General features: G+C 67.1%; 21 protein-coding genes. 10 read left to right on the top strand and 11 right to left on the bottom strand.

Annotation, left to right across the window (positions count from 1 at the left end; all coding sequences use genetic code 11):
- Positions 1–2: 2 nt before the first annotated feature.
- The 3 genes from LJ737_RS18700 to LJ737_RS18690 form a co-directional block, all read right to left on the bottom strand.
- A complete protein-coding gene (locus tag LJ737_RS18700) occupies positions 3–392 on the bottom strand; it encodes a response regulator (protein WP_227768272.1) in 390 nt (129 codons plus the stop codon).
- On the bottom strand, positions 389–2,254 hold the full coding sequence (locus tag LJ737_RS18695; RefSeq protein ID WP_227768271.1) for a PAS domain S-box protein: 1,866 nt from the start codon (positions 2,252–2,254) through the stop codon (positions 389–391). The genes LJ737_RS18700 and LJ737_RS18695 overlap by 4 nt, the downstream gene beginning before the upstream one ends.
- Positions 2,255–2,445: 191 nt before the next feature.
- Positions 2,446–2,865, bottom strand: coding sequence for a type I restriction enzyme HsdR N-terminal domain-containing protein (locus LJ737_RS18690; RefSeq protein ID WP_227768270.1), 420 nt, complete (start codon positions 2,863–2,865; stop codon positions 2,446–2,448).
- A gap of 235 nt (positions 2,866–3,100) precedes the next feature.
- Here LJ737_RS18690 and LJ737_RS18685 point away from each other — a divergent pair, with 235 nt between their 5' ends.
- The 3 genes from LJ737_RS18685 to LJ737_RS18675 all read left to right on the top strand — a co-directional run bounded on the left by LJ737_RS18685 (position 3,101) and on the right by LJ737_RS18675 (position 6,181).
- The gene (locus tag LJ737_RS18685) at positions 3,101–3,874 is read left to right on the top strand and encodes an AMP nucleosidase (protein ID WP_227768269.1); all 774 of its coding nucleotides are present in this window, start codon (positions 3,101–3,103) and stop codon (positions 3,872–3,874) included.
- A 117-nt stretch (positions 3,875–3,991) separates the two neighbouring features.
- Positions 3,992–4,426, top strand: a complete 435-nt coding sequence (locus LJ737_RS18680) for a hypothetical protein (RefSeq protein ID WP_227768268.1) — start codon at positions 3,992–3,994, stop codon at positions 4,424–4,426.
- A gap of 75 nt (positions 4,427–4,501) precedes the next feature.
- Entirely contained in the window at positions 4,502–6,181 is a 1,680-nt protein-coding gene (locus LJ737_RS18675; protein ID WP_227768267.1) for an amidohydrolase, read from the top strand.
- Between the two features lie 344 nt (positions 6,182–6,525).
- On the opposite strand, the gene LJ737_RS18670 is transcribed toward LJ737_RS18675, so the two are convergent.
- From LJ737_RS18670 to LJ737_RS18645, 6 genes are all read right to left on the bottom strand, one after another.
- Positions 6,526–7,953 (bottom strand): T9SS type A sorting domain-containing protein, encoded by a 1,428-nt coding sequence (locus LJ737_RS18670; protein ID WP_227768266.1) that lies wholly within the window; start codon positions 7,951–7,953, stop codon positions 6,526–6,528.
- A gap of 87 nt (positions 7,954–8,040) precedes the next feature.
- On the bottom strand, positions 8,041–8,553 hold the full coding sequence (locus LJ737_RS18665) for a DinB family protein (protein ID WP_227768265.1): 513 nt from the start codon (positions 8,551–8,553) through the stop codon (positions 8,041–8,043).
- Between the two features lie 177 nt (positions 8,554–8,730).
- Positions 8,731–10,107 carry a T9SS type A sorting domain-containing protein gene (locus LJ737_RS18660; protein WP_227768264.1) on the bottom strand — a complete coding sequence of 459 codons (1,377 nt, stop codon included), beginning with the start codon at positions 10,105–10,107 and terminating at the stop codon, positions 8,731–8,733.
- 78 nt (positions 10,108–10,185) lie between these two features.
- Complete coding sequence (locus tag LJ737_RS18655) at positions 10,186–11,607, bottom strand: MFS transporter (RefSeq protein ID WP_227768263.1); 1,422 nt, start codon at positions 11,605–11,607, stop codon at positions 10,186–10,188.
- 121 nt (positions 11,608–11,728) lie between these two features.
- On the bottom strand, positions 11,729–13,060 hold the full coding sequence (locus tag LJ737_RS18650) for a WD40/YVTN/BNR-like repeat-containing protein (protein ID WP_227768262.1): 1,332 nt from the start codon (positions 13,058–13,060) through the stop codon (positions 11,729–11,731).
- Between the two features lie 216 nt (positions 13,061–13,276).
- Positions 13,277–13,888 (bottom strand): nucleotidyltransferase family protein, encoded by a 612-nt coding sequence (locus LJ737_RS18645; protein ID WP_227768261.1) that lies wholly within the window; start codon positions 13,886–13,888, stop codon positions 13,277–13,279.
- Positions 13,889–14,047: 159 nt separating this feature from the next.
- On the opposite strand from LJ737_RS18645, the gene LJ737_RS18640 reads away from it, so the two are divergent.
- The 7 genes from LJ737_RS18640 (at position 14,048) to LJ737_RS18610 (ending at position 24,245) form a co-directional block, all read left to right on the top strand.
- Positions 14,048–15,388 (top strand): chloride channel protein, encoded by a 1,341-nt coding sequence (locus tag LJ737_RS18640; protein WP_227768260.1) that lies wholly within the window; start codon positions 14,048–14,050, stop codon positions 15,386–15,388.
- Positions 15,389–15,645: 257 nt separating this feature from the next.
- On the top strand, positions 15,646–16,278 hold the full coding sequence (locus tag LJ737_RS18635) for a (2Fe-2S)-binding protein (RefSeq protein ID WP_227768259.1): 633 nt from the start codon (positions 15,646–15,648) through the stop codon (positions 16,276–16,278).
- A gap of 12 nt (positions 16,279–16,290) precedes the next feature.
- Complete coding sequence (locus tag LJ737_RS18630) at positions 16,291–17,274, top strand: FAD binding domain-containing protein (protein ID WP_227768258.1); 984 nt, start codon at positions 16,291–16,293, stop codon at positions 17,272–17,274.
- A gap of 24 nt (positions 17,275–17,298) precedes the next feature.
- Complete coding sequence (locus tag LJ737_RS18625; protein ID WP_227768257.1) at positions 17,299–19,551, top strand: xanthine dehydrogenase family protein molybdopterin-binding subunit; 2,253 nt, start codon at positions 17,299–17,301, stop codon at positions 19,549–19,551.
- A gap of 143 nt (positions 19,552–19,694) precedes the next feature.
- Entirely contained in the window at positions 19,695–20,330 is a 636-nt protein-coding gene (locus LJ737_RS18620; protein WP_227768256.1) for an NUDIX hydrolase, read from the top strand.
- 183 nt (positions 20,331–20,513) lie between these two features.
- Positions 20,514–24,044 carry a DUF8693 domain-containing protein gene (locus LJ737_RS18615; RefSeq protein ID WP_227768255.1) on the top strand — a complete coding sequence of 1,177 codons (3,531 nt, stop codon included), beginning with the start codon at positions 20,514–20,516 and terminating at the stop codon, positions 24,042–24,044.
- A gap of 6 nt (positions 24,045–24,050) precedes the next feature.
- On the top strand, positions 24,051–24,245 hold the full coding sequence (locus tag LJ737_RS18610; protein ID WP_227768254.1) for a PID-CTERM protein-sorting domain-containing protein: 195 nt from the start codon (positions 24,051–24,053) through the stop codon (positions 24,243–24,245).
- Positions 24,246–24,414: 169 nt separating this feature from the next.
- On the opposite strand, the gene LJ737_RS18605 is transcribed toward LJ737_RS18610, so the two are convergent.
- Both LJ737_RS18605 and LJ737_RS18600 read right to left on the bottom strand, forming a co-directional pair.
- Entirely contained in the window at positions 24,415–25,179 is a 765-nt protein-coding gene (locus LJ737_RS18605; protein WP_227768253.1) for a LytR/AlgR family response regulator transcription factor, read from the bottom strand.
- The coding region (locus LJ737_RS18600; RefSeq protein WP_410779958.1) for a sensor histidine kinase at positions 25,176–25,616 on the bottom strand (441 nt) is incomplete at its 5' end. The genes LJ737_RS18605 and LJ737_RS18600, both read right to left, overlap by 4 nt.

Below are 25,616 nucleotides of genomic sequence, written 5' to 3'. Positions count from 1 at the left end.
ATTTAGCGGTTTTCCAACGTTAGCTCGGCCTGAATGGCGCGGATTTCCTCCCGGTCGATGGGCTTGTGGATGAGGCCGCTGACCAGGTCGTAGGTGCGGGCCTTTTCCATGTCTGACAGCGCCAGCGATGAGGTGAGGATGTAGATCTGGCACTGGCCCAGGAGGCGGTGCCGGTGGGGGGCCAGGGCGTCGAGAAAGTCCCAGCCGCTCATCACGGGCATGTTCAGATCGAGAAAAATGACGCGGGGCGGCGTGGGCGCCCGCAGCAGCGCCGCCAGCGCGTCCTCGGCCGATTCGTAGGTGCAAATCTGGCTGGCGAAGTTTTCCAGCCGGAGCAAGGCTTCGGTCAGGTAATTACCCAGGGAATCGTCGTCGATCAGATAAATCGTCATGCGGCTGGCGAGCGGAACTGCAACGTAAAGGTAGTACCCTGCCCGACGTTGCTGGCAACGGCCACGCGGCCGCCCATCGATTCCGTATGCGCTTTGACCAAAAACAAGCCAATGCCGCGGCCGGGCACGCCGGCGTGTAGGCGCTGGTACAGCTGAAACGCATCGGGCCGGGCCCGGCTGGCGTCGAAGCCGGCCCCGTTGTCGGCCACGTGGATGGTCACCCAGCCCTCGGCCGGCGGTTCGGCGCGGACGGTCACCAGCAGGGCCCGCTCGGCCGAGCGGTACTTGATGGCGTTGCTGAGCAAGTTGTAGAAGATGCTGTGGAAGTAGGCTTTGCGGCCGAGCACGCGCAAGCCGGCGGGCAGCTCGTCGCGAATTTCGCCCCCGCTGCTGGCCAGGTCTTCGGCTAGAAGGTCGGTGACTTCGCGCAGTACCTCGGCCAGCGGCACGGGCTCGGGTTCGGTGAGCAGCGCCCGCCCCCGCACCGAGAGAATGGTGTTCAGGTCGCGTAGTATCTCGTCGACGCGGCGCAGGCTGGTGTGCAGGTGCTGCAGGGTCTGCCCGAATTCGGCCGAGCCGGGCTGCAGGCGGTCGAGCAGGCCCGCAAAGCCGGTGGCATTGGCCAGCGGGGCGCGCAGGTTGTGCGACACCAGGTAAGTGAACTGCTGCAAGTCGGCGTTGTGCTGAAACAGCTCTTGCGCCAGCTGCTGTTGGCGCTGCTCGGCTTCCTTGCGCTCCGAAACGTCCTGCATGGCCCCGATCATGCGCACGGCCCGCCCGGCCTCGTCGCGTAGGAGGTAGCCGCGGTCGAACACGGTGGCCCAGCGGCCGTCGGCGCGCTCGAAGCGGTACTCCTGCTGCCAGCGGGTGCGCGTTGTGTGCAGGGCCGTGTAGCGCAGGTCGTCGACGGTGCGGGCCACGTCGTCGGGGTGCACGTGCGCCGACCACTGGCTGAACGGCGTCGGGTTCTGGGCGAGCTGGTGGCCGAACAATTCTTCGAATCCCTCGCCCCAGAACAGCGTGTCGGCCGCCACGTCCCAGTCGTAGAGCGCGTCGGTGGTGGCTTTGAGGGCGTAGCGAAACCGCTCGGAGCTGTCGCGCAGGGCGTGTTCGATCTGCTGGCGCTCCGTCACGTCGTGCACCACGCCCACAATCTGGCTGTAGCGGCCGGCTGCGTCGAGCACCGGCGTCACGCTCACTTCGCCCACCACGCGGCCCGAGGGGTAGTCCGAGGTTTCGACCCAGTGCACGGGCTGCCCGGTTTGCAGGGCCTGCTGGTAGTGGTCTAGTACCAGACTCAGCGACGGTTCGGGAATGACATCGGCCACGGTGTTGCCCACCACTTGCGCGGCTTCGAGCCCCGTTACGCGCGTGAAAGCCTGATTGACGAACTGAAAACGGTACTGACCGGGGCCCTCCACCTGCAGCACGAAAATGACGTCGGCAATGGTTTGGAAGATGATGGAAAGGCGCTTTTCGCGCTCCTGCACGGCGGCCGCGGCCCGGGCAGTGGCTTCCACCGGGCGCAGCAGCACGCCCGTGCCGGCCTCGGCCGTGGGGTGCAGGGGAAACATGGTCAGGGCAAACCGTTCGGACGAGCCGGCGGCCGTGCGCAGGCGCACCTCGCAGGTTAGCGACTCGCCGCGCAAGCCCCGCTGTAGCTGCGGCAATACCGCTTCGGCGTCGGTGGGGTCCACCAGCTGCACCAACGCCTGCCCCTGCAGCGCGGCGGGCGCATGCCCGGTAAGCGCCGCAAAGGCCTCGTTGCCGTGCACAATCTCGCCTTGGGGGTTCAGGTAAACCAGGGCTTCGGGCCGAACCCCGGTATTGGCCCCGTCCGGGGCAGCTTCGCGTGCATCCATGACCAGAGGTGCAATGGTTCGCGGCGGGCACCTAACCGGAAGGTAAGCCATTTTGGTAAGCTAGGCCCGCCGATCCGCCACAAAAAATACCGGCGGAGCATGGTTGGGTACCAAACTAGCTCACCCGGCCGGCCACGCCTGACCCGCCCCCGCAGCACCAGAGCCCTGATGCGCGAGGGGGGCAGGGTCGGTTACGAGCGGGCCACGGCCAGCAGCTCCAGGGCTTCGGCGTAGGTGGGAATGAACGTGAGGGCCTGGGTGGTGCGCTCCAGCGTGTGTACGCGCCAGCAGTAGTGCTGCACGCCGTTGGTGACGAGCATGAGCGGGGCGCCGACGGTCTGGTTGTAGGTGGCAATCTGCATGGTCACGGCCGAAGTCAGCGGTACGGCGGCGGCTTTGCACTCCACCAGCAGCAGGGGCTGGCCGTCGGGGCCGAGGGCGTGCAGATCGGTGCGCTTGCGCCGGGTGTTGTAGGTGTGGCCGCGCTCCAGGCTGAGCAGCCCGCGCGGGTAGCCCAGGTGCTCGACGAGGTAATGCACCACGTGCTGGCGCACCCATTCCTCGGGCGTGCACACCACGTGGCGGCGGCGCAGCTGGTCCCAAATCAGCAAATTGTCGCCGGATTGCGTAAGTTTGTGGGCGAAAGGCGGCAGGTTCAACGCTTGCATCACCTCCAAAGGTACGGCACAAGTCAGGCTCCTGCACCCGCTTTTCGCTTCGCAGAGCCGTCGTTCAGTCCATGCACGACGGTTTTTTTGTACCCGCCGCTGTCGGCCGAACCCCTCCGCCCGGCCGGCGGTGTTTTAACCCCTCAACCAAACGCCCCTTCCCTACTTCCCATACTACATGAAGACCAAATCCGATATCGTCAAGAACTGGCTGCCGCGCTACACGGGCGTGCCGCTGGAGGAGTTCGGCCAGTACATCCTGCTGACCAACTTCATCAACTACGTGGAAATGTTTGCCAAGCAGTTTGAGGTACCCATCCGCGGCCTCGACAAGCCCATGCAGACGGCCACAGCCAACGGCATTACCATCATCAACTTCGGCATGGGCTCGGCCATGGCCGCCACGGTGATGGACCTGCTCTCGGCCATCAAGCCCAAAGCCGCCCTGTTCCTGGGCAAGTGCGGCGGCCTGAAGCACAACACCCGCGTGGGCGACCTGATCCTGCCCATCGCCGCCATCCGCGGCGAGGGTACTTCCGACGACTACCTGCCCCCAGAAATTCCGGCCCTGCCCTCCTTCCGCCTGCAGCGCTCCGTCTCGTCGATGATCAAGAAGCACGAGAAAGACTACTGGACGGGCACGGTGTACACCACCAACCGCCGCGTGTGGGAGCACGACGAGAACTTCAAGGACTACCTGCGCCAGATCCGGGCCATGGCCGTGGACATGGAAACGGCCACCATTTTCGTAGTGGGTTTTGCCAACGAAATTCCCCACGGCGCGCTGCTGCTCGTGTCGGACGAGCCGATGACGCCGGAAGGCGTGAAAACGGCCGAAAGCGACAAGAAAGTCACGTCCGACTACGTCACCTCGCACCTGCAGATTGGCATCGAGTCGCTGCTGGAGCTGAAGAACTCCGGCGAGTCGGTCAAGCACATGCGCTTCGAATAAGCGGCCCGCCCCGCGGCCGCTTGCCCGGCCGCGGCGGGTCCGCCTGCTTTTATCACAAGCCCCCGGCATTTTTAGCGGGGGCTTGTTATTTTTACTCCCCGCTCAACGGCCTGCGCCATGCCTACCCCAGCACAAAACTACCTCACTATCAACTACGACGCCGACGCGGCCGTGCTCACCGGGCGCTGGCAGCGCATGGTCATGCCCTTCGAGCTGGCCCGCGGCTACGACCGTCTGCTCGACGCGGCCGAGAAGCACCAGTGCCGCTTCTGGCTCGTCGACACCACCCCGCGCCAGGTGGGCCTCGACGCCGGCGACGTGCAGTGGATGCGCGAACAGTTCTTCCCGCAGCTCCCCAAACGCCTCGGCGGCACCACTTACATTGCCCTGCTGATGGCCCCGCACCAGCTGGCCGGCGCCCTGGCCGATCCGCGCATTGCCGACCTTTCGCACTACGACCGGCGGCCCTATCACCTGGCCCGCTTCACCAGCGAAAACGAGGCCCGCCGCTGGCTGCAGCACTGCGCCAGCCAAGACGCGGAGGTGGCTTAGCCCGGCGCGGCCCAGCCGGGACGACGGCCCCGCGCCGCCGCTTTCCAAACCGCTGGCCGGGCGTACCTTCGCCGCATGATTCGCCCGCCCCGCCTGCCGCGGCTGCGCCAGCTTTGGCTGCCGGCCGTCCTGCCCGCCCTCCTCTTCGGCCTTGCCGGCTGCCCCGGTGCCCGGCAGCCCGCCGACTTGCTGGTCTACAACGCCACCGTTTATCCCGTCGATTCGGCGTTCAGCAAGGCCGAGGCCCTGGCCGTGCAGAATGGCCGCGTGGTATTCGTCGGGAGCAACGCCGAAGCCCGACAGCGCTTCAAGGGGCAGGCCGAAGTCGACGCCCACGGCAAATTCATCTACCCCGGCTTCTACGACGCGCACTGCCACTTCTACCGCTACGCCCTCGGGCTGCGCGACGCCGTGCTGGTGGGTACTAGCTCCTGGAACGACGTGCTGCGGAAGCTGCGCGCCCAGCGCCGGCAGTACCCGCAGGGCCAGTGGCTCACGGGCCGCGGCTGGGACCAGAACGACTGGCCCACCAAGCAGTTTCCGACCAAAGACTCCCTGGACCGGCAGTTTCCGGACGTTCCGGTGTTCATCACCCGCGTCGACGGGCACGCGGCGCTGGTCAACCAGAAGGCGCTGGACCTGGCCGGCGTGACGGCGCGCACGCCCATCAGCGGGGGTGTGCTGGAACGCGACGCCCAAGGCCGGCTCACAGGCCTGCTGGTCGACAACGCGGTGGATTTGGTTTCGGCCAAGATTCCGGAGCCCACGCCCGCCGAAGCCGCCAAGCTGCTGCTGCAGGCCCAGCAGGAGTGCGTGGCCCTGGGCCTGACCAGCCTCGCCGACGCCGGCCTGGAGCCCGCCCAGATCGAGCGCCTCGACTCGCTGCACCGGGCGGGCCAGCTCAAGCTGCGCCTCGACGCCATGATCAGCGCCTCGCCGGCCAACGTGCAGTACTACCTCAAAAAGGGCCCGACCCGCACCGACCGGCTCACCGTCAATTCCTTCAAGGTGTACGCCGACGGTGCGCTGGGCTCCCGCGGAGCCTGCCTGCTGCACCCCTACACCGACCGGCCCAAGCAAACGGGTTTCTTGCTATCCTCGGTGCAGGAGTACCGGCAGCTGGCCCAGCGGCTGGCCGCCAGCCCCTTCCAGATGAACACCCACGCCATCGGTGACTCGGCCAACCGCCTGTTGCTCGACATTTACGGCGCGGTGCTGCGGGGGCAGAAAGACCGGCGCTGGCGCATCGAGCACGCGCAGGTGGTGAGTCCCGGCGACGTAGCCAAGTTTGCCCGCTACGGCATCGTGCCCTCGGTGCAGCCCACCCACGCCACTTCCGATATGTACTGGGCCGGCGAGCGGCTGGGCGCCGAGCGGCTGAAAACCGCCTACGCTTACCAGGATCTGCTGCGCGCCACCGGCCGCCTGGCCCTGGGCTCGGACTTCCCGGTGGAGTACCTGAATCCGCTGTTCGGCTTCCACGCCGCCGTGGCCCGGCAGGACGCCAAGAACTTTCCACAGGGCGGCTTTCAGCCCGAAAACGCCATTACCCGCGAAGCTGCCCTGCGCGGCATGACCGTCTGGGCGGCCTGGGCCGCCTTCGAGGACGACCAGAAAGGCACGCTCACCCCCGGTAAGTGGGCCGATTTTGTCATCCTCGACCAGGACATCATGACGGCGCCGGCCGAGCAACTGCGCCAGGTGAAAGTGCTCGGCACTTACATCCAGGGCGAAAAGGTTTACGGAACGCGCTAACGACCTACCGCCCTGCCCACCGTCCGCTTTCAGGGCTAGCCGGTTGGCTTCCAGGCCGCAGCCTTCGTTAATCTACCGATGACCACGGCTGCCCGGCCACCGAAGGCAGCCAAAGAAGCCGCCGACCACTTGCTGGAGAATGGCGTCGTGTGCGGGACGGAGCCAATGGCCGAGGCAGCCGAACTGCCGTTAACGCCTGGCCAACGCTTGGGCACCCGAGCCGAGCTGCTGCCCGGCTCAGCGTGAGAAGCAGGCTTTTGCCCACCAGCAACGCAACAATCCCCGGCCGTAACATGCCGTTACGACCGGGGATTGTTGTATAACAGCTCTTGGTTGCGAGCTGCTTACTGAAGCAGTACCCGCCGCACCGCTTGGCTGCCATCGGTGAAGGCCACGCGCAGCTGGTAGGTGCCAGCGGGCAAGTCGGCGACGGGAATGTTCAGGTCGGCGACGGGCAGGCGGTAGCTACGCACCGAGCGGCCCAAGGCGTCGAGCAGTTGCACGTGCTGGGCCGGGGCGGTGGCACGCAGGTGCAGCACGTCGCGCGTGGGCACGGGCCAGGCCGCCAGCCGTTCGGCGGCCGCGGTAGCCGGGCGCACGGGCAGCACGTTGGCCGCGTTCAGCCGCGCCAGCCCCACCACCCCAGTGGTACCGGGCAGGGCAAACGCGCCGGCCATCAGAATGGCGCCGCTGGGCTCCACCAGCACTTTGCGAAAGGCGAAGTTGTAGTTTCCGCTCGGCCCGTTGGCGGAGAGGTAGGTGGCATCTACGGCCCCGGTCGGCAACACCCGCTCGGTAATGCCGCTACCAACCAGCAGGTTGCCATTGGGCTGCAGGGTTACGGCGTTGACCACGGCCGAGCCGGCGCCGGCGTAGGCAAAACTGGGGTCGACGGTGCCATTGGCCAGGTAGCGGCGCAGGGCAGGGTGCCCGCCGCCCAGGCCGTTGTAGCTGCCGCCGGCGTAAATGCGCCCCGCCCCGTCCAGCGCGATGGTGTAAATGCCGCCGGTGAAGTAGTTCACCACCGGCGAAAAGCTGGCGTCGGCGCTGCCGTTGGCCTCGACGCGCATGAGCATGGTGGCCTGCCGGTACGAGGGCACGCTGCCGCTGAGAATCACCTTGCCGTCGGGCTGCCGCACCATGCGGCCGGGGTGGCTGTCGGGGGAAGGCAGGGTAAACTGAAAGCTGGGGTCTGCCTGCCCGGTCGCGCCGTCGAGGCGGAACATGCGCTGCTCGTTAGGGTTGCCCAGCAGGTATACGGAGCCGGTTGCCAGCACTTTGCCGTCGGGCAGCAGCAGCAAATTGCTTGCGCTGTTCACCCAGCCATCGGCCGTGTTAAAATTCGGAGCGAAAGAGGCGTCCGGCGTGCCGTTGGCCAGCAGCCGGCCCACGGCCGCCCGGGCACTGCCGCCCAGCGTCTGAAACGACCCGGCTACCAGGATTTTCCCGTCGGGCTGCACGATGATGGCCCCAACCGGTCCGTTGGCGGCGCAGGCCGCCGTGAAGGCCGCGTCGAGGCTGCCGTCGGCGTTGAGGCGGGCCAGGTTGCTGACGGGCTGCCCGTTAACGGCTTGAAAGTCGCCGCCAATCAGGTATTTGCCGTCGGGCTGCCGCGCCACGTCGTACACTCCAGCCAGGGCCGTTGTGCCGCTGATTTGCACGGGTGGAAAGGTGGGGTCGACCGTCGGGCTCTGGGCCTGGGCCGCCGCGCTGAGCAGCACACCGCCAATGAACAACAAGCGCCGCAGCGCCGGAGTAATACGTGTAGTCATACCGCAACCACTAAATGTGAAAAAAGAATATTCGGCCGAAATGTACCATTCCAGCCGAATATTCTTCTACGTGGCGTCACGGAAAGGTTACTGCTCGTCGGCGGAGGGGCCGTAGATGCTGGGCACGGGGATGTCGAGCAGACGCAGGTACACGGAAAGCTGCCCGCGGTGGTGGATGAGGTGGTTGAGCACCAGGGTGCGCAGCACGATGCGCCGCGGCATGGTGCGAATTACCCGCTCACCCACGCGCATGGTCCACGGGCCGTGCAGTTGCTCGTCCTCGATTGCGGCCACCGTTTGCTGCACGCTGGCGGCCGTCACGTTGAAGCGGCTCAGCACGTCGTCGGTGCTGGTGGCCGCGGCGGGCCACTGCACGGTGGTCATGTCGGTTTCGGTGCCCTGCAGCGAGAGGTCGAGGAAGGACGTGAGGTTGGCCATGTGCCAGGCCAGCTTGCCGATGGGCATGGACTTGGGGTGCGGGCGCCAGTCGAAGCGGTCGGTGGGCACGCGCTCGAGCAGGCGGCGCGTGAGGTGCAATTCCTGCTGTAGCTCGTTGGCAAACGCGGTTTGCAGGGTAGGCGGGGTAAGCGGGTCGGACATGGGAGAAGGGAAAAGAACAAACGGATTGGCCCCAGCATCCGCCGGGCGGCTAGCCAGGCCAATGGATGCAATAACAGCAAATAAAGCCCAGAAAAAGGCCCGCTGCGGGGTAGCGGGCCTTTTTCTGGGCTTACGTTTTCAGCCGTGTGAGCAGATACAGCCCCATCCGCCGCGGAATCAGCGCTGCAGCAGTACCCGTTGCGTCCGCGGACTCGTCTGCGCATCGTCCACGCGCAGGACATAGGCCCCGGCCGGCAGTTCGGCTACATCCAAGGTCAATTCGGCGGTGCCTCTTACGGGCTGGCGGCGCACCACCCGGCCTACATTGTCGAGCAACGTCACCTGCTGCGGCTGACTCGCCGCCTCAAAACGCAGGTGCAGCCGGTCGGCGGCCGGATTGGGCCACGCGGCCACTGGAAGCTGGGCCTGGGCGCGGGTTGTCAAGGCGTTATTGTCCAGAAAGCGCGCCAAGCCCCAGACAGTCGTGGTGCCTGCCAAGGCGTAGTCGCCGGCATACAGGATGGCTCCGTCCGGCTGGATTACCGTGGCGAATACGTTGCCGGTGCCGGTAGCGCTGGCGCGCGGGCCGTTGGCGGCCAAGTAGCTGGCGTCGGGCTGGCCGGTGGCCAACAAGCGCGCGGTGAGCGGAGAATTGGCGGCGGGCAGGGGCATTAGCAGAATGCGCCCGTCGGGCTGCAGGGCAAACGTATTGAGCTGCCCCGTGGAGGGGCCCGCGTGGCCTACCAGGCCGGTGTACTGGGAGTTGTAGTAAATCGTCCCGTCGGTGTGCTGGGCCACCTGCAGCGTGGTGGCGGTGAAGTAGGTGGTAACCGGGGTAAACGTCGGGTCGAGGCGGCCGTCGGGCTGGAGCCGCGCCAGCAGGTGCATCAGCACGTACGAGCCGCTGCCGCCGCCGGTGAGGATTTTGCCGTCGGGCTGCACGGCAAAGCACTGCACTTCCACGGCCTGCTGAAAGCCCGTCACCGGCTGGCCGCTCGTCCCGTTCAGGCGGTACAACCCCCTCGGCGGGCTGTAGTTGCTGGCGCCGGTGGGGTTCAGGGCTAGCACGTCGCCGTTGGGCAATACGGCCACCTGCCGGATGTTGGCCAAGCCCACGGGAGTGAAACCGGCGTCCAGGGTGCCGTTGGGCGCCAGCCGCCCGAGGCGCGGGCGCGCCGCGCCGGCCAGCGAGTCGAAACTGCCGCCCACCAGGATGTGGCCATCGGCCTGCAAGGCCAGGGTGTGCACCGTGCCGTTGGCAGGGCAGTTGGCGCTAAACGAAGTATCCAAGGTGCCGTCGGCGTTCAGGCGGGCCAGGTTGCGCACGCGCACGCCGTTGATGCTGCCAAACGAACCGCCAATCAGGTATTTGCCGTCGGGTTGCCGCACCAGTGCTTGCACGGCCGCCGGGCCGGCCGCGGGGCTGGCGGGCGTAATCTGCGGGGGCTGAAACGAGGGGTCGAGGCGCAGCCCCTGCGCCGCGGCCGGCCTTCCGAGCAGGTTTAGGGCAGCCAGCAAGATGCCGCCGCTGAGGGAAAAGTAACGCTGTTTCATACGATAGTATTTACGAAAGATGAATCAGCGTTAAAACTAGGTTTTTCTGGGTTCTAAGCAAACACACCGGCCTAGTGCCTAGCGGGAAGCGGGCATGCCGATGTTGGGCGTAGCGGGCGGCGGGGCCAGCACTTCGCCGGCGCCGACCGCGGTATGCTCGCGCAGCTTTTTGCCGCGCAGCGTGAGCAGGAACAGCAGGCCCAGGATGAAGTACACAATCAGCGCCAGGATGCTGTTGCGCATGGAGCCGGTGAGCTGGGCAATGTAGCCGAAGGAGAAGGTGCCGATTACAATGCTGAGCTTCTCGGTCACGTCGAAAAAGCTGAAGAAAGCGGCCGTGTTGGGTGTGTTTTCGGGAATAATCTTGGAGTAGGTGCTGCGCGAGAGGCTCTGGATGGCGCCCATGGTGAGGCCGATGACCGAGGCCAGGGCGTAGAACGACCAGCCGGCCTGCACGAAGTAGCCCGCCACGCAGATACCGCACCAGATGACCACCGACCAACTCAGGGCCCGGGTGTTGCCGATGCGCTCCGAGAGCTTGGCAAAGAGCCAAGCGCCGAGGATGCCCACCAGCTGCAGCAGCAGAATGGTGGTAATCAGGGCGGTGCTTTCCAGGTGCAGTTCCTTGTCGCCGAAGATGGTAGCCACGTACATGACCGTCTGCACGCCCATGTTGTAGGTAAAGTAGGCCAGCAGGAAGCGCTTGAGGTTGGGCAAGTGCTGAAGTTGGTCCCACACCTTGCCCAGCTCGCGGAAGCCGTTGAGCACCCAGCCTGAATCGGATGCGGCTGCGCCGGCGGGGCGGCCGGGGTCTTTGGGCAGCGTGGCGAAGGGAATTTGCGCGAAGCCGGCCCACCACAGGCCGGTCAGCAGGAAGCCGATGCGGGTGGCATGGCCGGTTTCGAGCCCAAAGGTTTCGTGGCCCATGATGAGCACCAGGCAGATAACCAGCAGCAGCACTGAGCCGATGTAGCCCATGGAAAAGCCCCGGGCCGACAGCGAATCGTACTTTTCTTCGGAGCTGATGACGGGCAGGTAGCTGTTGTAGAACACAATGGAACCCGAAAAGCCCACCGTGGCGGCAATAAAGATGAAGGTCGACACGACCAGCGTGGACTTGTCGAACCAGTACAGGGCCGCGCAAGACAGGGCGCCGATGTAGCAGAAAATCTGCATAAACAGCTTCTTGCGGCCTGAGAAGTCGGCTAGGGCGGTCAGGAAGGGGCTCACCAGAGCAATGAGCAGGAAGGCGGCCGAAATGGCGTATGTCAGCAGCGAGGAGCCGGGCACCTGGAAGCCCAGGAAGTCCACGACGTCGGTTTTGGGGCTCAGCTCCTTGGTGACCGAGCCCCAGTAAATCGGGAAGATGGAGCTGGTGATGACCAGCGGGTAGACGGAGTTGGCCCAGTCGTAGAACGTCCAGCCGCGGGTGATGCGCTTGTCGTCCTTGGGTACGCTTTCAAAGCCCGAGTCGGCGGCGGGCGCGGCGGCAGTGGTCATGTAGCTCTTGGGAGGTGAGGGTTGGCAACGGGCAAACTACGCAGAAATAGCAAGTACGGCCATTGGAGCGCCCGTTTGCTGCCCCCAATGGCCGCACCGGCGGACCGGCGGCGGGGCCGCGTTAGGGGCGCTGGTTGTAAAGCAGGCCGCTGTAGCCATCCAGCCCGGAGCGCCGGCCGTTGGTGAGCAGCGTGCCGTTGGTCGTCAGCAGGGTTTCCTCGTACCAGCCACCCCACGGCTCCCCGTCGGCCCGGCGGGTGAGGTAGCGGAAGGTGGCAAAATCAGCGGTGCGCACCACGCCCTGCCCGGTTACAGTCAGATAAAACGCCCCGCCGGCCTTGAACACTTGGGTGATGTAAGGCTGGTTGGTCGAGGCTTGGTACACCAGCTGCCAAGTGGCGCCTTGGTTGGCGGAGCGGTACAGGCCGTAGTTGGTGCCCACATACAAGTTGTCGGGGTCGGCGTAGGCGTAGCTGTTGCGGATGGCGGGCGGATCGGGCAGGCGCTGCCAGCTCGTCCCGCCCCCGGCCGCGCGGAAAATCTTGCCGTCGTAGTCGAGCAGGTACAGGTCGCCGTTGGGCGCTTCGGTCAGGCTGCTGAAGGGCGAGCGGGCGGCGGGCACGGGCAGCGGCACCGGGCTCCAGCTCTGGCCCTTGTTGGCGGAAGCCACCAGGCCGTTGTACTCGCTGCTGAGCAAAATGCGTCCGCCGCGGGTGTAGAGCACGTCGGCGAAAAAGTCGTTGCGCAGGCCCGCGTCGCGCAGCTGCCAGGTGGCGCCGTTGTCGGCTGAGTAGTAGAGGCCGGTGCCGGCATTGTTGCCCAGCACGCTGGCGCGCACCAGCAGCTCGGTGGCCCCCACCGGCACAATCTCGTCTATCGTCAGGCCGATGACCTTCGGGAAGGCCAGCGGCTGCCAGCTCACGCCGTTGTCGGCGGAGGCGTAAAGGGCGCCGGCCACCCCGGCCAGCACCCGGCCGCCGGGCTGCTGGGCCAGGGCGCCGGCTCCGCCGGGCAGGCAAGCAGCCGGGTGCCAGCCGCGGGTGGGCTGCACGGCCGTGGCCCGGAGCGTAGCGGTGGCGCGCTCCACCCCGGCCGAATCGATGAGGCGGATGCGCAGCTGCTGAGCGCCTACCTCGCCCGAGAGGCGCCAGCGGTAGCGGCTGCGCCCGCTCCGGTCGGTTTGGTAGGGCAGGTAGGTGGGCCACTCGCCGCAGGCTCCGGCTTCGTAGCGCAGGGTGTAGCCGTGCAGCAGGCGGGCGCCGCGCCGGGCGCGCACCACCACCGTATCCGCGGCGATGTGGCCGATGGTGTCGCGCTGGGCGTCGCCCTGGAGCACTTCCAGCGTGTAATCGGGGGCAGCGGGTTGGGGGTCCGACTTCTTGGGGCAACCGGTCAGCAGCACTGCGCCGGCGAGCAGGCCCGCCCAGCGACCGGGCGGCGAGGTGCGTAGCATAAGTCGAAGAAAATAAATACGACCCTCAAAAATACGAGGCCCCGGCGTGGCCACACAAACCGGCCCGCGGGTACCGGCAGCCCCGCGCAGCGGTTTCGGGAGGATGATGGGCGGTCCGCCTCTGGCGGTTATGCGGCCTTGCTACGCTAGAGGACACCTTCGCCCACGAGAGAGGGCCAAAGCGCTGATTCCGGCTAAGTCGGCGCACTGGCTAGCTTAGACCGGTTCCGGGCTGGGTTGATCCAGCAGCGCCTGGTACTGCTCGGGCGTGTCCACGTCGAGGGCGGCGGCGGGGAAGGGCACCACCACCAGCTCGTCGCCGAGGCGCTGCAGCAGCAGCTTGGCGCCGGCGGCGGCGGGCAGGGCCAGCAGCTGCGGCCACACCAAACGGCCAAACACGGCGGGCACGCCCACCGAATCGGCGTAGCCGGTGGCCACGGGCAGGCCGCTGAGCTGCCACTCGCGCAGCAACTGGCGCAGCAATTCGGCGGTGACCAGGGGTTGGTCGGTGAGCAGGACCAGCACGGCGGGCGCCTCGGGGGCGGCGTCTTCCACGGCCTGCACGCCCACGCCGATGGAAGTGCCCAGGCCGGCCTCCCACACGGCGTTGTGCACCAGCTGCACCGGCAAATCGGCCACCTCGACGGCCAGCTCCTGGTGCAGGGCGCCGGTGACGATGATAACGGGCGCGCAACCGGCGGCCAGGGCGGTTTCGGCGGCGCGGCGCAGCAGCGTGCGGCCCTGGTAGGGCAAGAGCTGCTTGGGCTGGCCCATGCGGGTGGAAGCGCCGGCCGCGAGCAGCACGGCGGGAATGGGCGGGGTAATCATGCGAGGGTGGAGCTGAGTGGTGGGCCCGACACGCGCCGGAAACGGCGGTCCGGCGCGTTGGCCCGGCAATATTAGTGCACTACATACGCAGTCGGCACCGAAAGGCCGCTTGGGCGCGCCGGAGTCGCCTACTTTTGTGTCCGCTCTACGCCTGATTCTGTGCCTGCCCCCTCCTCTCCTGCCCCATCCGCCCGGCGCTCCGGCTGGCCTGAGCCGCTGCCGCAGCTGCAGTTCGTGCTGCGCTGGTTGCTGCTCGGCGGCGTAATCAGCGCGCTGGCGGGCACGGCGTCGGCGGGCTTCCTGGTGGCCCTGGACTGGACGACCCGCACCCGCGAGGCGCAGCCCTGGCTGCTGGGGCTGCTGCCCGTGGGCGGGCTGCTGGTGGGGTTGCTCTACCACTATTTCGGGCAATCGGTAGCCAAGGGCAACAACCAGCTCATCGAGGAAATCCACCAGCCGCGCGACGTCATTCCGCTGCGCATGGCCCCGCTGGTGCTGCTGGGCACCCTGCTCACGCACTTGGTGGGCGGCTCGGCGGGCCGCGAGGGCACGGCCGTGCAAATGGGCGGCGCCCTGGCCGATCAACTGAGCCGGTGGCTGCCGCGGGGCCTGCGCCTGCACCGCCCCCGGGAGCGGCGCCTGCTGCTCATTGCCGGCATCAGCGCGGGGTTTGCCTCGGTGTTCGGCACCCCGCTGGCCGGGGCCGTGTTCGGGCTCGAAGTATTCCGCGTGGGCCGCCTGCGCTACGAGGCCTTGCTACCGAGCCTGCTGGCCGCGTTCGGGGCCGACTGGGTGACGCGGGCCTGGGGCGTGGGCCACACGCACTACCACGTGCCGGCGGTGCCGGCGCTGTCGGCCGGGGGCGTGGCGGCCACGCTGCTGCTGGGTTTGCTCAGCGGGCTCACGGCGCGGGTCTTTGTGGCGGCGGTGCACGGCTGGCAGGCCTGGTTTGGCCGGTGGATAGCCCGGCCCCCGCTGCGGCCGGTGGCGGGCGGCGCCTTGCTGCTCGGACTCGTGGGGCTGCTCTACCTGCTGATCGGCGCCGAGGTGACGCGCTACCTGGGCCTGGGCGTGCCCACCATCGTGGCCGCGTTTGAGGCGCCGCTGCCCGGGTATAGCTTCGGGCTGAAGCTGCTGCTGACCTCGCTCACGCTGGGGGCGGGCTTCAAGGGCGGCGAGGTGACGCCGTTGTTTTTCATGGGCGCGGCGCTGGGCTCGGCCCTGGCCCTGGTGCTGCCGCTGCCCGTGGCTTTGCTGGCGGGCGTGGGCTTCGTGGCCGTGTTCAGCGGGGCGGCCAACACCCCGCTGGCCTGCACGCTGATGGGCCTGGAGCTGTTTGGACTGCCCGCCGCGCCCTATTTGGCGCTGGGCTGCGTGGTGGCGTACCTGACCTCGGGCCACGGCGGCATCTACGGAGCGCAGGTGGTGGGCACGGCCAAGCATCCCGGCATGGCCCGCGACGCCGGGCGGCGGCTGAGCCAGCTGCGCAGCCGCCGCTAGCGGGCGTAGCGCCGCTCGACGCCGCGCAACCTGGCTCATGCATGCGCCCGAAGCCGTCGGCTTGATTATCGTGCGATGCCAAGCTGCGCTACTCGCCGCTTGGCCCTTTTTCTTAACGAAACGGCCGCCGACGCGTATGCACAAGGTTTGCGGGCCCGCGCCGAGACGCCGGCGCCCGCCACGCAACCAAACCAAGCGGCCGCCGTCGGGTTTGGTTACTGTCCTTTTGATACTACCGACTTTCCTTACCCCGCATCATGGAACACGAAACGCCGCCAGCCGGCTGCCCGGGCCACGACGAAGCCCGCCGCACCTTCCTGAAGCAGTCGTCCTTGCTGACGGCGCTGGCCCTGGCCCCGGGCGCCGTCGTGCGGGCCGCCGAAACTGAATTCGACGAGAAAGTGGCCGCCGCCTTCGAAAAAGTGTCGCTCAAGCTCGACGTCAACGGCGTCAAGCACAAGCTGTCGGTGGAGCCGCGCACCACCCTGCTCGATCTGCTGCGCGAACAGCTGCACCTGACCGGCACCAAGAAAGGCTGCGACTACGGGCAGTGCGGGGCCTGCACCGTGCACGTCGACGGCAAGCGCGTGAACAGCTGCCTGACGCTGGCCGTGATGCAGGACGGCAAGAAAATCACCACCATCGAGGGCCTGGCCGAGGGCGACAAGCTGCACCCCATGCAGGAGGCCTTCATCAAGCACGACGGCTTTCAGTGCGGCTATTGCACCCCGGGCCAGATCATGTCGGCCGTGGCATGCATCCGCGAGGGGCACGCCGATTCGGAGGGCGAAATCAAGGAGTACATGAGCGGCAACATTTGCCGCTGCGGCGCCTACCCCAACATCGTGGCGGCCATTCAGGAAGTGAAAAACGGCGGGCAGAAAGTTTAACGAGCAGCGAGTATGAATCCGTTTCAGTACGTACGGGCCACCAAAGCCAAAGCCGCCATCGACGCCCGCGCCGGCGACGCCACTTCCCAGTTCATAGCGGGCGGCACCAATTTGCTCGACCTGATGAAGCGCGGGGTGATGACCCCGCAGCGCCTCATCGACATCAACAAGCTGCCCTTCGACAAAATCGAGCGGCAAAGCAACGGCCTGCGCATCGGGGCGCTGGCCCTGAACAGCACCACGGCCGAGGATAAGCAGGTGCTGGAGCGGGCTCCGCTGCTGGCCCAGGCGCTCAACGCCGGCGCCTCGGCCCAGCTGCGCAACATGGCTACCGTGGGCGGCAACATGCTGCAGCGCACCCGCTGCTCCTACTTCTACGACCCGGCCATGCCTTGCAACAAGCGGGAACCCGGCTCGGGCTGCGGGGCGCTGGAAGGCTACAACCGCATGCACGCCATCTTCGGTTTTTCGGACAAGTGCATAGCCGTGCACCCCTCCGACATGAGTGTGGCCCTGGTCGCCCTCGACGCGGCCGTGCTAGTGAGTGGCCCGAAAGGCGAGCGGCGCCTGGCCTTCGGCGACCTGCACCGCCTGCCCGGCGACGAGCCCCAGCGCGACACCAACCTGGAAGCCGGCGAGCTGATAACCGCCGTGGAAGTACCCGATTCGCCTTTTACCAAGCACGTGCACTACCTAAAAGTGCGCGAGCGGGCCTCCTACGCCTTTGCGCTGGTATCCGTGGCCGCGGCCCTGAGCCTCGACGGCAATACCATCAAGGACGCCCGCCTGGCCATGGGCGGGGTGGCTCACAAGCCCTGGCGCCTGACCGAGGCCGAGAAAAGCCTGATTGGCAAGCCGGCCACGGAAGCCACCTTTCAGGAAGCGGCCCGGGTGGCCATGCAGGGCGCCAAGGCGTTCAAGCACAACCAGTACAAGCTCAAGCTGGCGCCCAATGCCATCGTGCAGGCGCTGAAAAATGCCGCTGCCGTCAGCTAGGTTTCCCCTTCGAACTACCTTCCAATGAACAACATTGCAGCACTGCAAGACGGCAAGGCCGTCGGGGACCGGATGAGCCGGGTGGACGGCCGCCTGAAAGTAACCGGCGGGGCCAAGTATTCGGCCGAGTACGAGCTGCCGGGTTTGGTGCACAGCGCCCTGGTGGGCAGCACCATTGCCAAGGGCCGCATCACCAGCATCGACACCAAGGCGGCCGAGCGGGCGCCGGGCGTGCTGGCCGTCATTACGCACCTGAACTCGCCCAAGGTGCCGGGCTTCGCGGCCAAGAGCAACCCCGACGAGCCGCCGGCCATCGGCCAGCCGTTGCGCGTGTTCCACGACGAGAAAATCTACTTCAACGACCAGCCCGTGGCCATCGTGGTGGCCGACACGCTGGAGCGCGCCCGCCACGCGGCCCGGCTGGTGAAGGTGCAGTACGTCGCCGAGCAGCACCAAACCAACTTCGAAGCCAACAAGAGCAAGGGCTTTTTGCCGACCCAGGCCAAGCGCAACCCCAAATCGGCGCAAAACGACTACACCCGCGGGCAGGCCGACGGCTACCAGGCGGCGCCGGTGAAGCTGGAGGCCGAGTACGTGCACGAGTCGGAAATGCACAACCCCATGGAGCTGCAAAGCATCATCGCGCACTGGGAAGCCGCGGACCAGCTGACGGTGTACGACAAGGTGCAGGCCGTGAAGGGCACGCAGCGGGCCTTTGCCAAGGACTGGGGTTTGCCCGAGCAGAACGTGAAAGTCATTGCCACCTTTGTGGGCGGGGCCTTCGGCAACGGGCTGCACAACTGGCCCCACGAAACGGCCGCCATCATTGCCGCCAAGGTCACCGGCAAGCCGGTCAAGCTCATGCTGACGCGGGAGCAGATGTTTACCATGGTCGGCTACCGGCCCAAAACCTGGCAGCGCATTCAGATGGGCGCCACCAAGGACGGCAAGCTGGTGGGCATCACCCACGAATCGGTGGGCCAGACTTCGACCTACGAGGAGTTTACTGAGTCGACGGTGCAGCAGACGCGCATGATGTACGCGGCCCCGAACGTGAGCACGCGCTACCGCATCCTGGGCCTCGACGTGAGCACGCCCATCTGGATGCGCGGCCCGGGCGAGGCCACCGGCGCCTTTGCCCTGGAGTCGGCCATCGACGAAATGGCGCATTTGGTGGGCCTGGACCCGCTGGAGTTCCGCCTGCGCAACTACACCGACTCGGACCCCGAGAAAAACAAGCCCTGGTCGACCAAGTACCTGAAAGAGTGCTTTCAGGCCGGGGCCGAGCGCATCGGCTGGAGCAAGCGCCAGCTGCAGCCCGGGCAGCTGCGCGAGGGCGACTGGCTGATCGGCTACGGGATGGGCGTGGGCACCTTCGGGGCCAACCGCGGCACGGCCAAGGCCCGCGCCGCCCTGCTCGCCGACGGCTCGGTGCTGCTGCAAAGCGCCACCACCGACATCGGCCCAGGCACCGGCACGGCCATGGTGCAGATTGCCTCGGATGCTCTGGGTTTGCCCACCGACAAGATTCGCTTTGAGCTGGGCAACTCCCTGTTTCCGCAGGCGCCCTCGCAAGGCGGTTCGTCCACGGTCAATACCGTGGGCTCGGCCGTGAACGACGCCTGCCTGGCCCTGAAAAAGAAGCTGCAGGAGCTGGGCGGCGCCGCCTTCGCCAACGTGCAGCCGGAGCAACTCACCCTGAGCGGCGGACAGCTCGGGCTGAAGGCCAACGGCGGCCCGCGCATGAGCTTTGCCGACCTGCGCAAGGCCAACAACGGGCAGGACGTGGAGGTGACCACCGAGTCGAAGCCCAGCGGCGACGCGCGGCAGAACTACTCCATGTACTCGTTTTCGGTGCATTTCGCCGAGGTGCGCGTGCACGCCATGACCGGCGAGGTGCGCGTGACCAAGATGGTGTCGTGCGCCGACGCGGGCACCATCGTCAACCAGAAGACGGCCGGTAGCCAGATGATAGGCGGCGCCATCGGCGGCATCGGCATGGCCCTGCACGAAGGGGCGGTGATGGACGACCGGTTTGGGCGCTACGTGACCAAGGACCTGGCCGATTACCACGTGCCCGTGCACGCCGACGCGCCGCCGGTGGAGGTGTACTTTGTGAACAAGCCCGACCCGCTGGTGGACGCGCTGGGCACCAAGGGCATCGGCGAAATTGCCATCATCGGCGTGGCCCCGGCCATTACCAACGCCATTTTCAACGCCACCGGCAAACGCATCCGCGAGCTGCCCGTGACGCCTGACAAGGTGCTGCTGGCGTAGCAACGGTGCTTTCACAAGCGTCCAGGCGCGACAAAGGCATCCCGCGTGTTTCGTTTGAACGTCATGCTGCGCCAAGCTCAGCATGACGTTCTTTTTTCACGCGCCGCGTCTATCTTCCGCTCTGATTCACCGTCCACCCTTTCATGACCAACCTCGACTGGCTCGGCATTGCCCAGCAGCTGCAAGCTATTGCCCAAACCGGCCTGACGTACAGCCAGAACGTGTACGACACGGAGCGCTACGAGCAGCTGCGCGCCATGAGCGTGGACATTTTGCACCGGCTGACCGACGAGCCCATCGAGAAAATCGGCCCGCTGTTCGCAAGCGAAACCGGCTACCAGACGCCCAAGGTCGACATCCGCGTGGTCGTCTTCCGCGGCACCGACGAAATCCTGATGGTGCAGGAAAAAATCGACGGCAACCGCTGGACGGTGCCCGGCGGCTGGGCCGACATCGGGCTGACGCCGAAGGAAGTGGCCGTGAAGGAAGCCCGCGAGGAAACCGGCCTGGAGGTGGAGGCCGTGCGCCTGCTGGCCCTCTACGACAAAAAGCTGCACCCCCACCCCGTGGAGCCCTGGTACTGCTACAAGTGCTACGTGCTCTGCCGCGTGACAGGCGGAACCCTTACCACCGATACCATGGAAACCGGGGAAGTGCGCTGGGTGCACGAAAGCGAAATTCCCAGTCTGGAGCTGTCGGCGGCGCGCACCACGCCCGGGCAGCTGGCCGATATGTTTCGCTTCGCCCGGCAGCCCGAGCTGCCCACCATCTGCGACTGAGCCGGCGGAGTGTACGCTTAATTCGAGCGGCGCGCATCACACGTTGATGTGAGGCCTCGGCATGGCTTAAACCCAAAGATGTAATTGATGAGTGCAAGCGCGGAAACGTCCTTTGCGCTGGCTCCGCCGTGTCCGCTTGCGGGCGGCGGGCCGCCACCGTGACTTACTAACTGCATTCTTCGCATGAATCGAATCGTACCACTGCTCGGGTTGCTGAGCACCTGGGGCGCGCAGGCCGCCCTGGCCCAGTGCGCCGCGCCCCCCGTCACGTCGAACGGCGCGGCGTCCGTCTGCAACGGCGACGTGAGCCTCAGCACCACGCTGGGCGCCAACCCTTTGCGCTACGCCGCTTCCGTGTTGCGCTTCAGCTCGGAGTACAGCAGCAGCTGGGCCGCCAGCATGACCACCGGCACCCCCGACGTGTACCCGCGCTACGGCGACCTGAGCGGGGCCTGGGCCAGCTCGGCCGCCGACGGCACCCGCGAATACCTGGTGCTGCGCTTCAACAACCCGGCCCCGGCCAAGCGCATCCTCATTTGGGAAACCTACAACCCCGGCGCCATCGACACGGTGTTCGTGCGCAACCCCGGCTCGGGCGCTTGGGTGCCGGTGTACACGGCCACCGCCGCGGCGGCCGGAGGCAACTCGCGCATTCTGAACATCAATTTCCCGCTGACCAGCTTCGCCGTACGCGACGTGCGCCTAGCCATCAACTCGGCGGCCGTGGCGGGCTGGAACGAAATCGATGCGGTGGCGCTGTCCGACGAGTCGGCCACCTACCAGTGGCAGTACAACGGCGCCGACCTGCCCGCCACCACCGCCGGGGCCAACGGCCCGGGCCTCTCGAACCTGACGACCTCCGGGGCCTACGCGGTGCGCGTGACCAACGACGCGGGCTGCACGGCCACCTCGGCGCCCTTCAACATCATGACCGACACGGCGCCGACGGTGACGATTTCGCCGGCGGGCAGCACCAGCATCTGCGGAGGTGGCTCGGCCACGCTTACCGCCACGGCTACCAACGGCGCCGCCTCGGTGGCCGGCCGCGGCCTGCGCTTCGACGGCACCGACGACCAGGCCAGCGTGCCGGCCAGCGCCTCGCTGAACCTGAGCACGGCCCTCACGGTGGAAGCGTGGATCAACCCTGTCGGCACCGGCTCGGCCATTCAGAACGTGGCCAGCAAGTCGAACATGACCGACAACACCGGCTACATCTTTCCCCGCACCGACGCGCGCTGGGACGATTTGAGCCTGTGGCTGCACATCGGCGGCAGCTGGCGCTTGTTTTCGGTGCCTTACACGGCCTACAAGGGCAGCTGGCACCACGTGGCGGCCAGCTACGACGGCAGCCGGGTGAAGCTGTTCATCGACGGGGCGAAAGTGCTGGACCAGGCCCAGACCGGCGCCGTGGCCACCAACACCAACGCCCTGACCCTGGGCACCCAGCGCGGCTACGGCGAGTTCTACAACGGACAGGCCGACGAGCTGCGCTTCTGGAACGTGGCCCGCTCGGAAGCCCAGATTCAGGCCGACTACAACAAAACCGTGCTCGGCACCCAGCCCGGCTTGGTGGCCTACTACCGCCTCGACGAGGGCAACGGCACCGCCTTCGTCGACCAGACGACCAACGCCAACAACGGCACCCTGGGCAGCGGCTCGACCACGCCCACTTGGATCAACAACACGGCCTCGATTCGCCAGGGCCTGGCGTACTCCTGGACGCCCACGACCAACATCAGCAGCACCACCGACGCCGCGGTGCAGGTAAACCCCAGCAGTACGACCACCTACCGCGTGCGGGCCACCAACGTGAACAGCGGCTGCTTTGCCGAAGCCACCGTGGTGGTGAACGTGGGCGGCGCCTTCACCTGGAGCGGGGCGGTGAGCACCGACTGGAACGCGGCGACCAACTGGGCCTGCGGCGTGGTACCCACCTTCGGCGACAACATCACCATTCCGGCGGGCATGCCGCGCTACCCCGTCATCGGCGCCAACGCCGCCGTGCGCGACCTGACGATTCAGAGCGGCGCGCAGCTCACGCTGACCGGCGGCACCTTCGCCGTGCACGGGCAGTTCCAGAACAACGGCAGCTTCACCCAAACCGGCGGCACGGTGTCGATGCTGGGCGCCACGGCCGACGACATCGGCGGCAACGGCACCGAGTTTGGCAACCTGATTATTGGCACGAGCGGCGCGCGGCTGCTGGCCCCGGTGCAGGTGCGCGGCCTGCTCACGCTGGCCGGTAACCTGAACACCAACGGGCAGATGCTTACCCTGCTCTCCGACGCCAGCGGCACGGCCGCCGTCTACAACAACGGCGGCGCGGTGCAGGGCACGGCCACGGTGCAGCGCTGGATCAGCCCGGCCCTGAACGCCGGCCCCGGCTACCGCCACCTGGCGGCACCCGTCAGCGGCTCGACGGTGGCCGACCTGACCACTGGCACTTTCCTGCCTACGGTGAATGCGGCCTACAACGCGGCGGCCAACCCCGGCTCGGTGACGCCCTTCCCCACCGTGTTCGGCTACAATGAATTGCGCCTGACGCCCGGCCCCGGCAACGGCTTCGACGCCGGCTGGGAGTCGCCGGCCAGCCTGGGCGAGGCCCTGACGCCCGGCCGCGGCTACACCGTGCAGCTGGCCCCGCAAACGGTGGATTTCGTGGGCACGCTCGGCAACGGCACGGTCAACATTCCGCTCACTCGCGGCGCGGCTGCCCCGGGCTGGAACCTGGTGGGCAACCCCTACCCCTCGCCCCTGGACTGGGACCTGGTGTCCATCCCGACGGGCATGAACGCTGCGGCCTACGTGTACCGCAGCACCGGCCCCTACGCCGGCGGCTACGTGAGCTACGTCAACGGCGTGGGCGCTTCGCACCTGATTCCCATGGGCCAGGCCTTCTTCGTGCAGGCCGCCTCGGGTACGCCCACGCTGGTGCTAAGCAACACCCACCGCACCACTACCCTAACCAACCCCGCCCTGAACCGCACCCAGGAAACGCGCCCGCTGCTGGCCCTGGCCCTGCAGGCGCCCGGCACCGCGGCTGATGCAGCGTCGGATGTGCTCTACGTGTACCAGCAGGCCGGCGCTACCGCGGGCTTCGACGGCCGCTACGACGCGCGGAAGGTGCAGCTCAACGGCGGCCAGCAGCCCACGCTCTACCAGCAGGCCGGCGCCGACGCGCTCAGCATCCAGGGCCTACCCGCCGACGGCCAGCCCGTGAGCTTGCCGCTGGGCCTGCACGCGCCCGCCGCCGGCACCTACACCTTCGCGCCGCAGCAGCTGGTGAATTTCCCCGCCGCGGCCACCCTGTACCTCGAAGACCGCCTCACCGGCACTTGGCACGACCTGCGCCAGGGCGCCTACGCGGCCCAGCTGGCCGCCGGCCCGAACACCATGCGCTTCGTGCTGCACCTGAACGCCCAGCGCGTGACCTCCGCGCAGACCGGCCGCCTCGTGGGCGCCGAGCTGCAGGTGTTCCCGAACCCCGCCCACGGCCGCACGGTCACGGTATCGGCCGCCGGGCTGACGGCCGGGGGCCAGGCCGAGCTGCGCCTGCTCAACAGCCTGGGCCAGCTGGTGCGCACCGAAACCACCCCGCTTACCGGCCGCCTGCTGGAGCAGGCGCTGTCGGTGGAGCAGCTGCCCGCGGGCGTGTACACCGTGCAGCTGCGCACCGCCGCCGGCACGCTCACCCGCAAACTCGTGCTGAACTAACACTGCATGAAACGCTACCTGCTACTACTGCCGCTCCTGGGTTTTGCCGCCGCGGCCGGAGCCCAGACGCCCGGCTCGGGTGGGCCCACGCCCGGCACGCCCGCCGCCGACCCTACCGCTGTGCCCCTCGACGGCGGCGCCTCCCTGCTGCTGGCCGGCGGCGCGGCCTACGCCCTGAGCGGCTTGCGCAAGCGCCGCTGATTTTCCGGAGTCCACGCAAGAACAACGGCCACCCGTATCCGGGTGGCCGTTGTTCTTTTTCCAGCCGTCCTGTCGAGCGCAGCCGAGGCATCTCGCTGAAGCTACTGCCGGACGTCAGCACGCGAGATGTCACGACAAGCGCGACATGACGGCCCTGTAGACATTCTGCTTACTTCCATCGGCTCAGGTACTTATCAAATACCTCGCGGTAACTGTCGCTGACGGGGATAGTCTCGCCGCCGATTTGCACGGTGCCGCGGGTGACGGACGTGATGTGGTCCAGGGCCACGATGTAGGAGCGGTGAATGCGCATGAAGCGGCGCGCGGGGAGCTTGTCCTCCACGCCCTTGAGGCTGGAGAGGGACAGCAGCGGCTTGGTTTCGCTGCGGCGGTACACCTTGATGTAGTCCTTCAGGCCCTCGATGTAGAGAATGTCGCTGAGCGGCACGCGCACCAGCTGGTACTCCACTTTCAGGTAGAGGTACTCGTCTTCGGGCGCGGACGGGGCCGCCGGCTCGGGGGCGGGCGCCGGGGCGGCCACGGCGGCCGGGCGCCGGATCAGCTCGAAGTAATTCTTGGCCTTGAGGGCGGCGCGCAGGAACTCGTCGTAGTTGAACGGCTTCACCAGGTAGTCCAGCGCGTCGACTTTGTAGCCTTCGAGGGCGTACTGGTTGTAGGCCGTGGTGAAGATGATGCGGGCCTTGTCCTCGCCCCGGCCGAGCACGCGGGCCAGCTCCAGGCCGTTGAGGTCGGGCATCTGGATGTCGAGGAAAATCAGGTCGACCTGCGCATCGGGCTGGTGCAGGCCGCGCAGGGCCTCCACGGCGCTGCCGTAGCGGCCGGCCAGCTTCAGAAACGGCGTCTGTTCGATAAAGGCGCACACCATGCCCAGGGCCAGGGGCTCGTCGTCGACGGCAATGCAGTTCAGGATCATACGGCTAGAGTTAGGAGCACCCGGTATTCGTGGTCGGCGGTGCGCGGGGTGACGGTAAGGGTGTAGCGGCCGGGGTAGAGCAGCTCCAGGCGGCGGCGGGTGTTGACGAGGCCGATGCCGCCGGGCTCGTCCAAGGAGCCGGGGCGCTCCGGAAACAAGGTATTGCGCACTTCCATTTCCACGGTCTGCGCGCCCGGGGGCTGGCGCACGCCCACGTAGATGTGGCTCGGCTCGGTGGCGCTGACGCCGTGCTTAAACGCGTTTTCGACGAAGGGCAGCAGCAGCATGGGCGCAATCTGCACTTCCTGCACCTGAGCGGGCGCGTCGAAGGTCACGCGCACCTTGTCGGTCAGGCGCAGGTGCATCAGCTCGATGTAGTCCTGGGCAAACGTCAGCTCGTGGCTGAGCAAGGTGGTGCCGGCGGGCGTCTCGTAGAG

Origin of the sequence: Hymenobacter sp. 15J16-1T3B, assembly GCF_020711235.1 — a bacterium.
In the GTDB taxonomy this organism is placed as follows: Bacteria; Bacteroidota; Bacteroidia; order Cytophagales; family Hymenobacteraceae; genus Solirubrum.
Note: the sequence above shows the minus strand (reverse complement) of the source record. Positions and strands in the feature narration are given on the sequence as shown.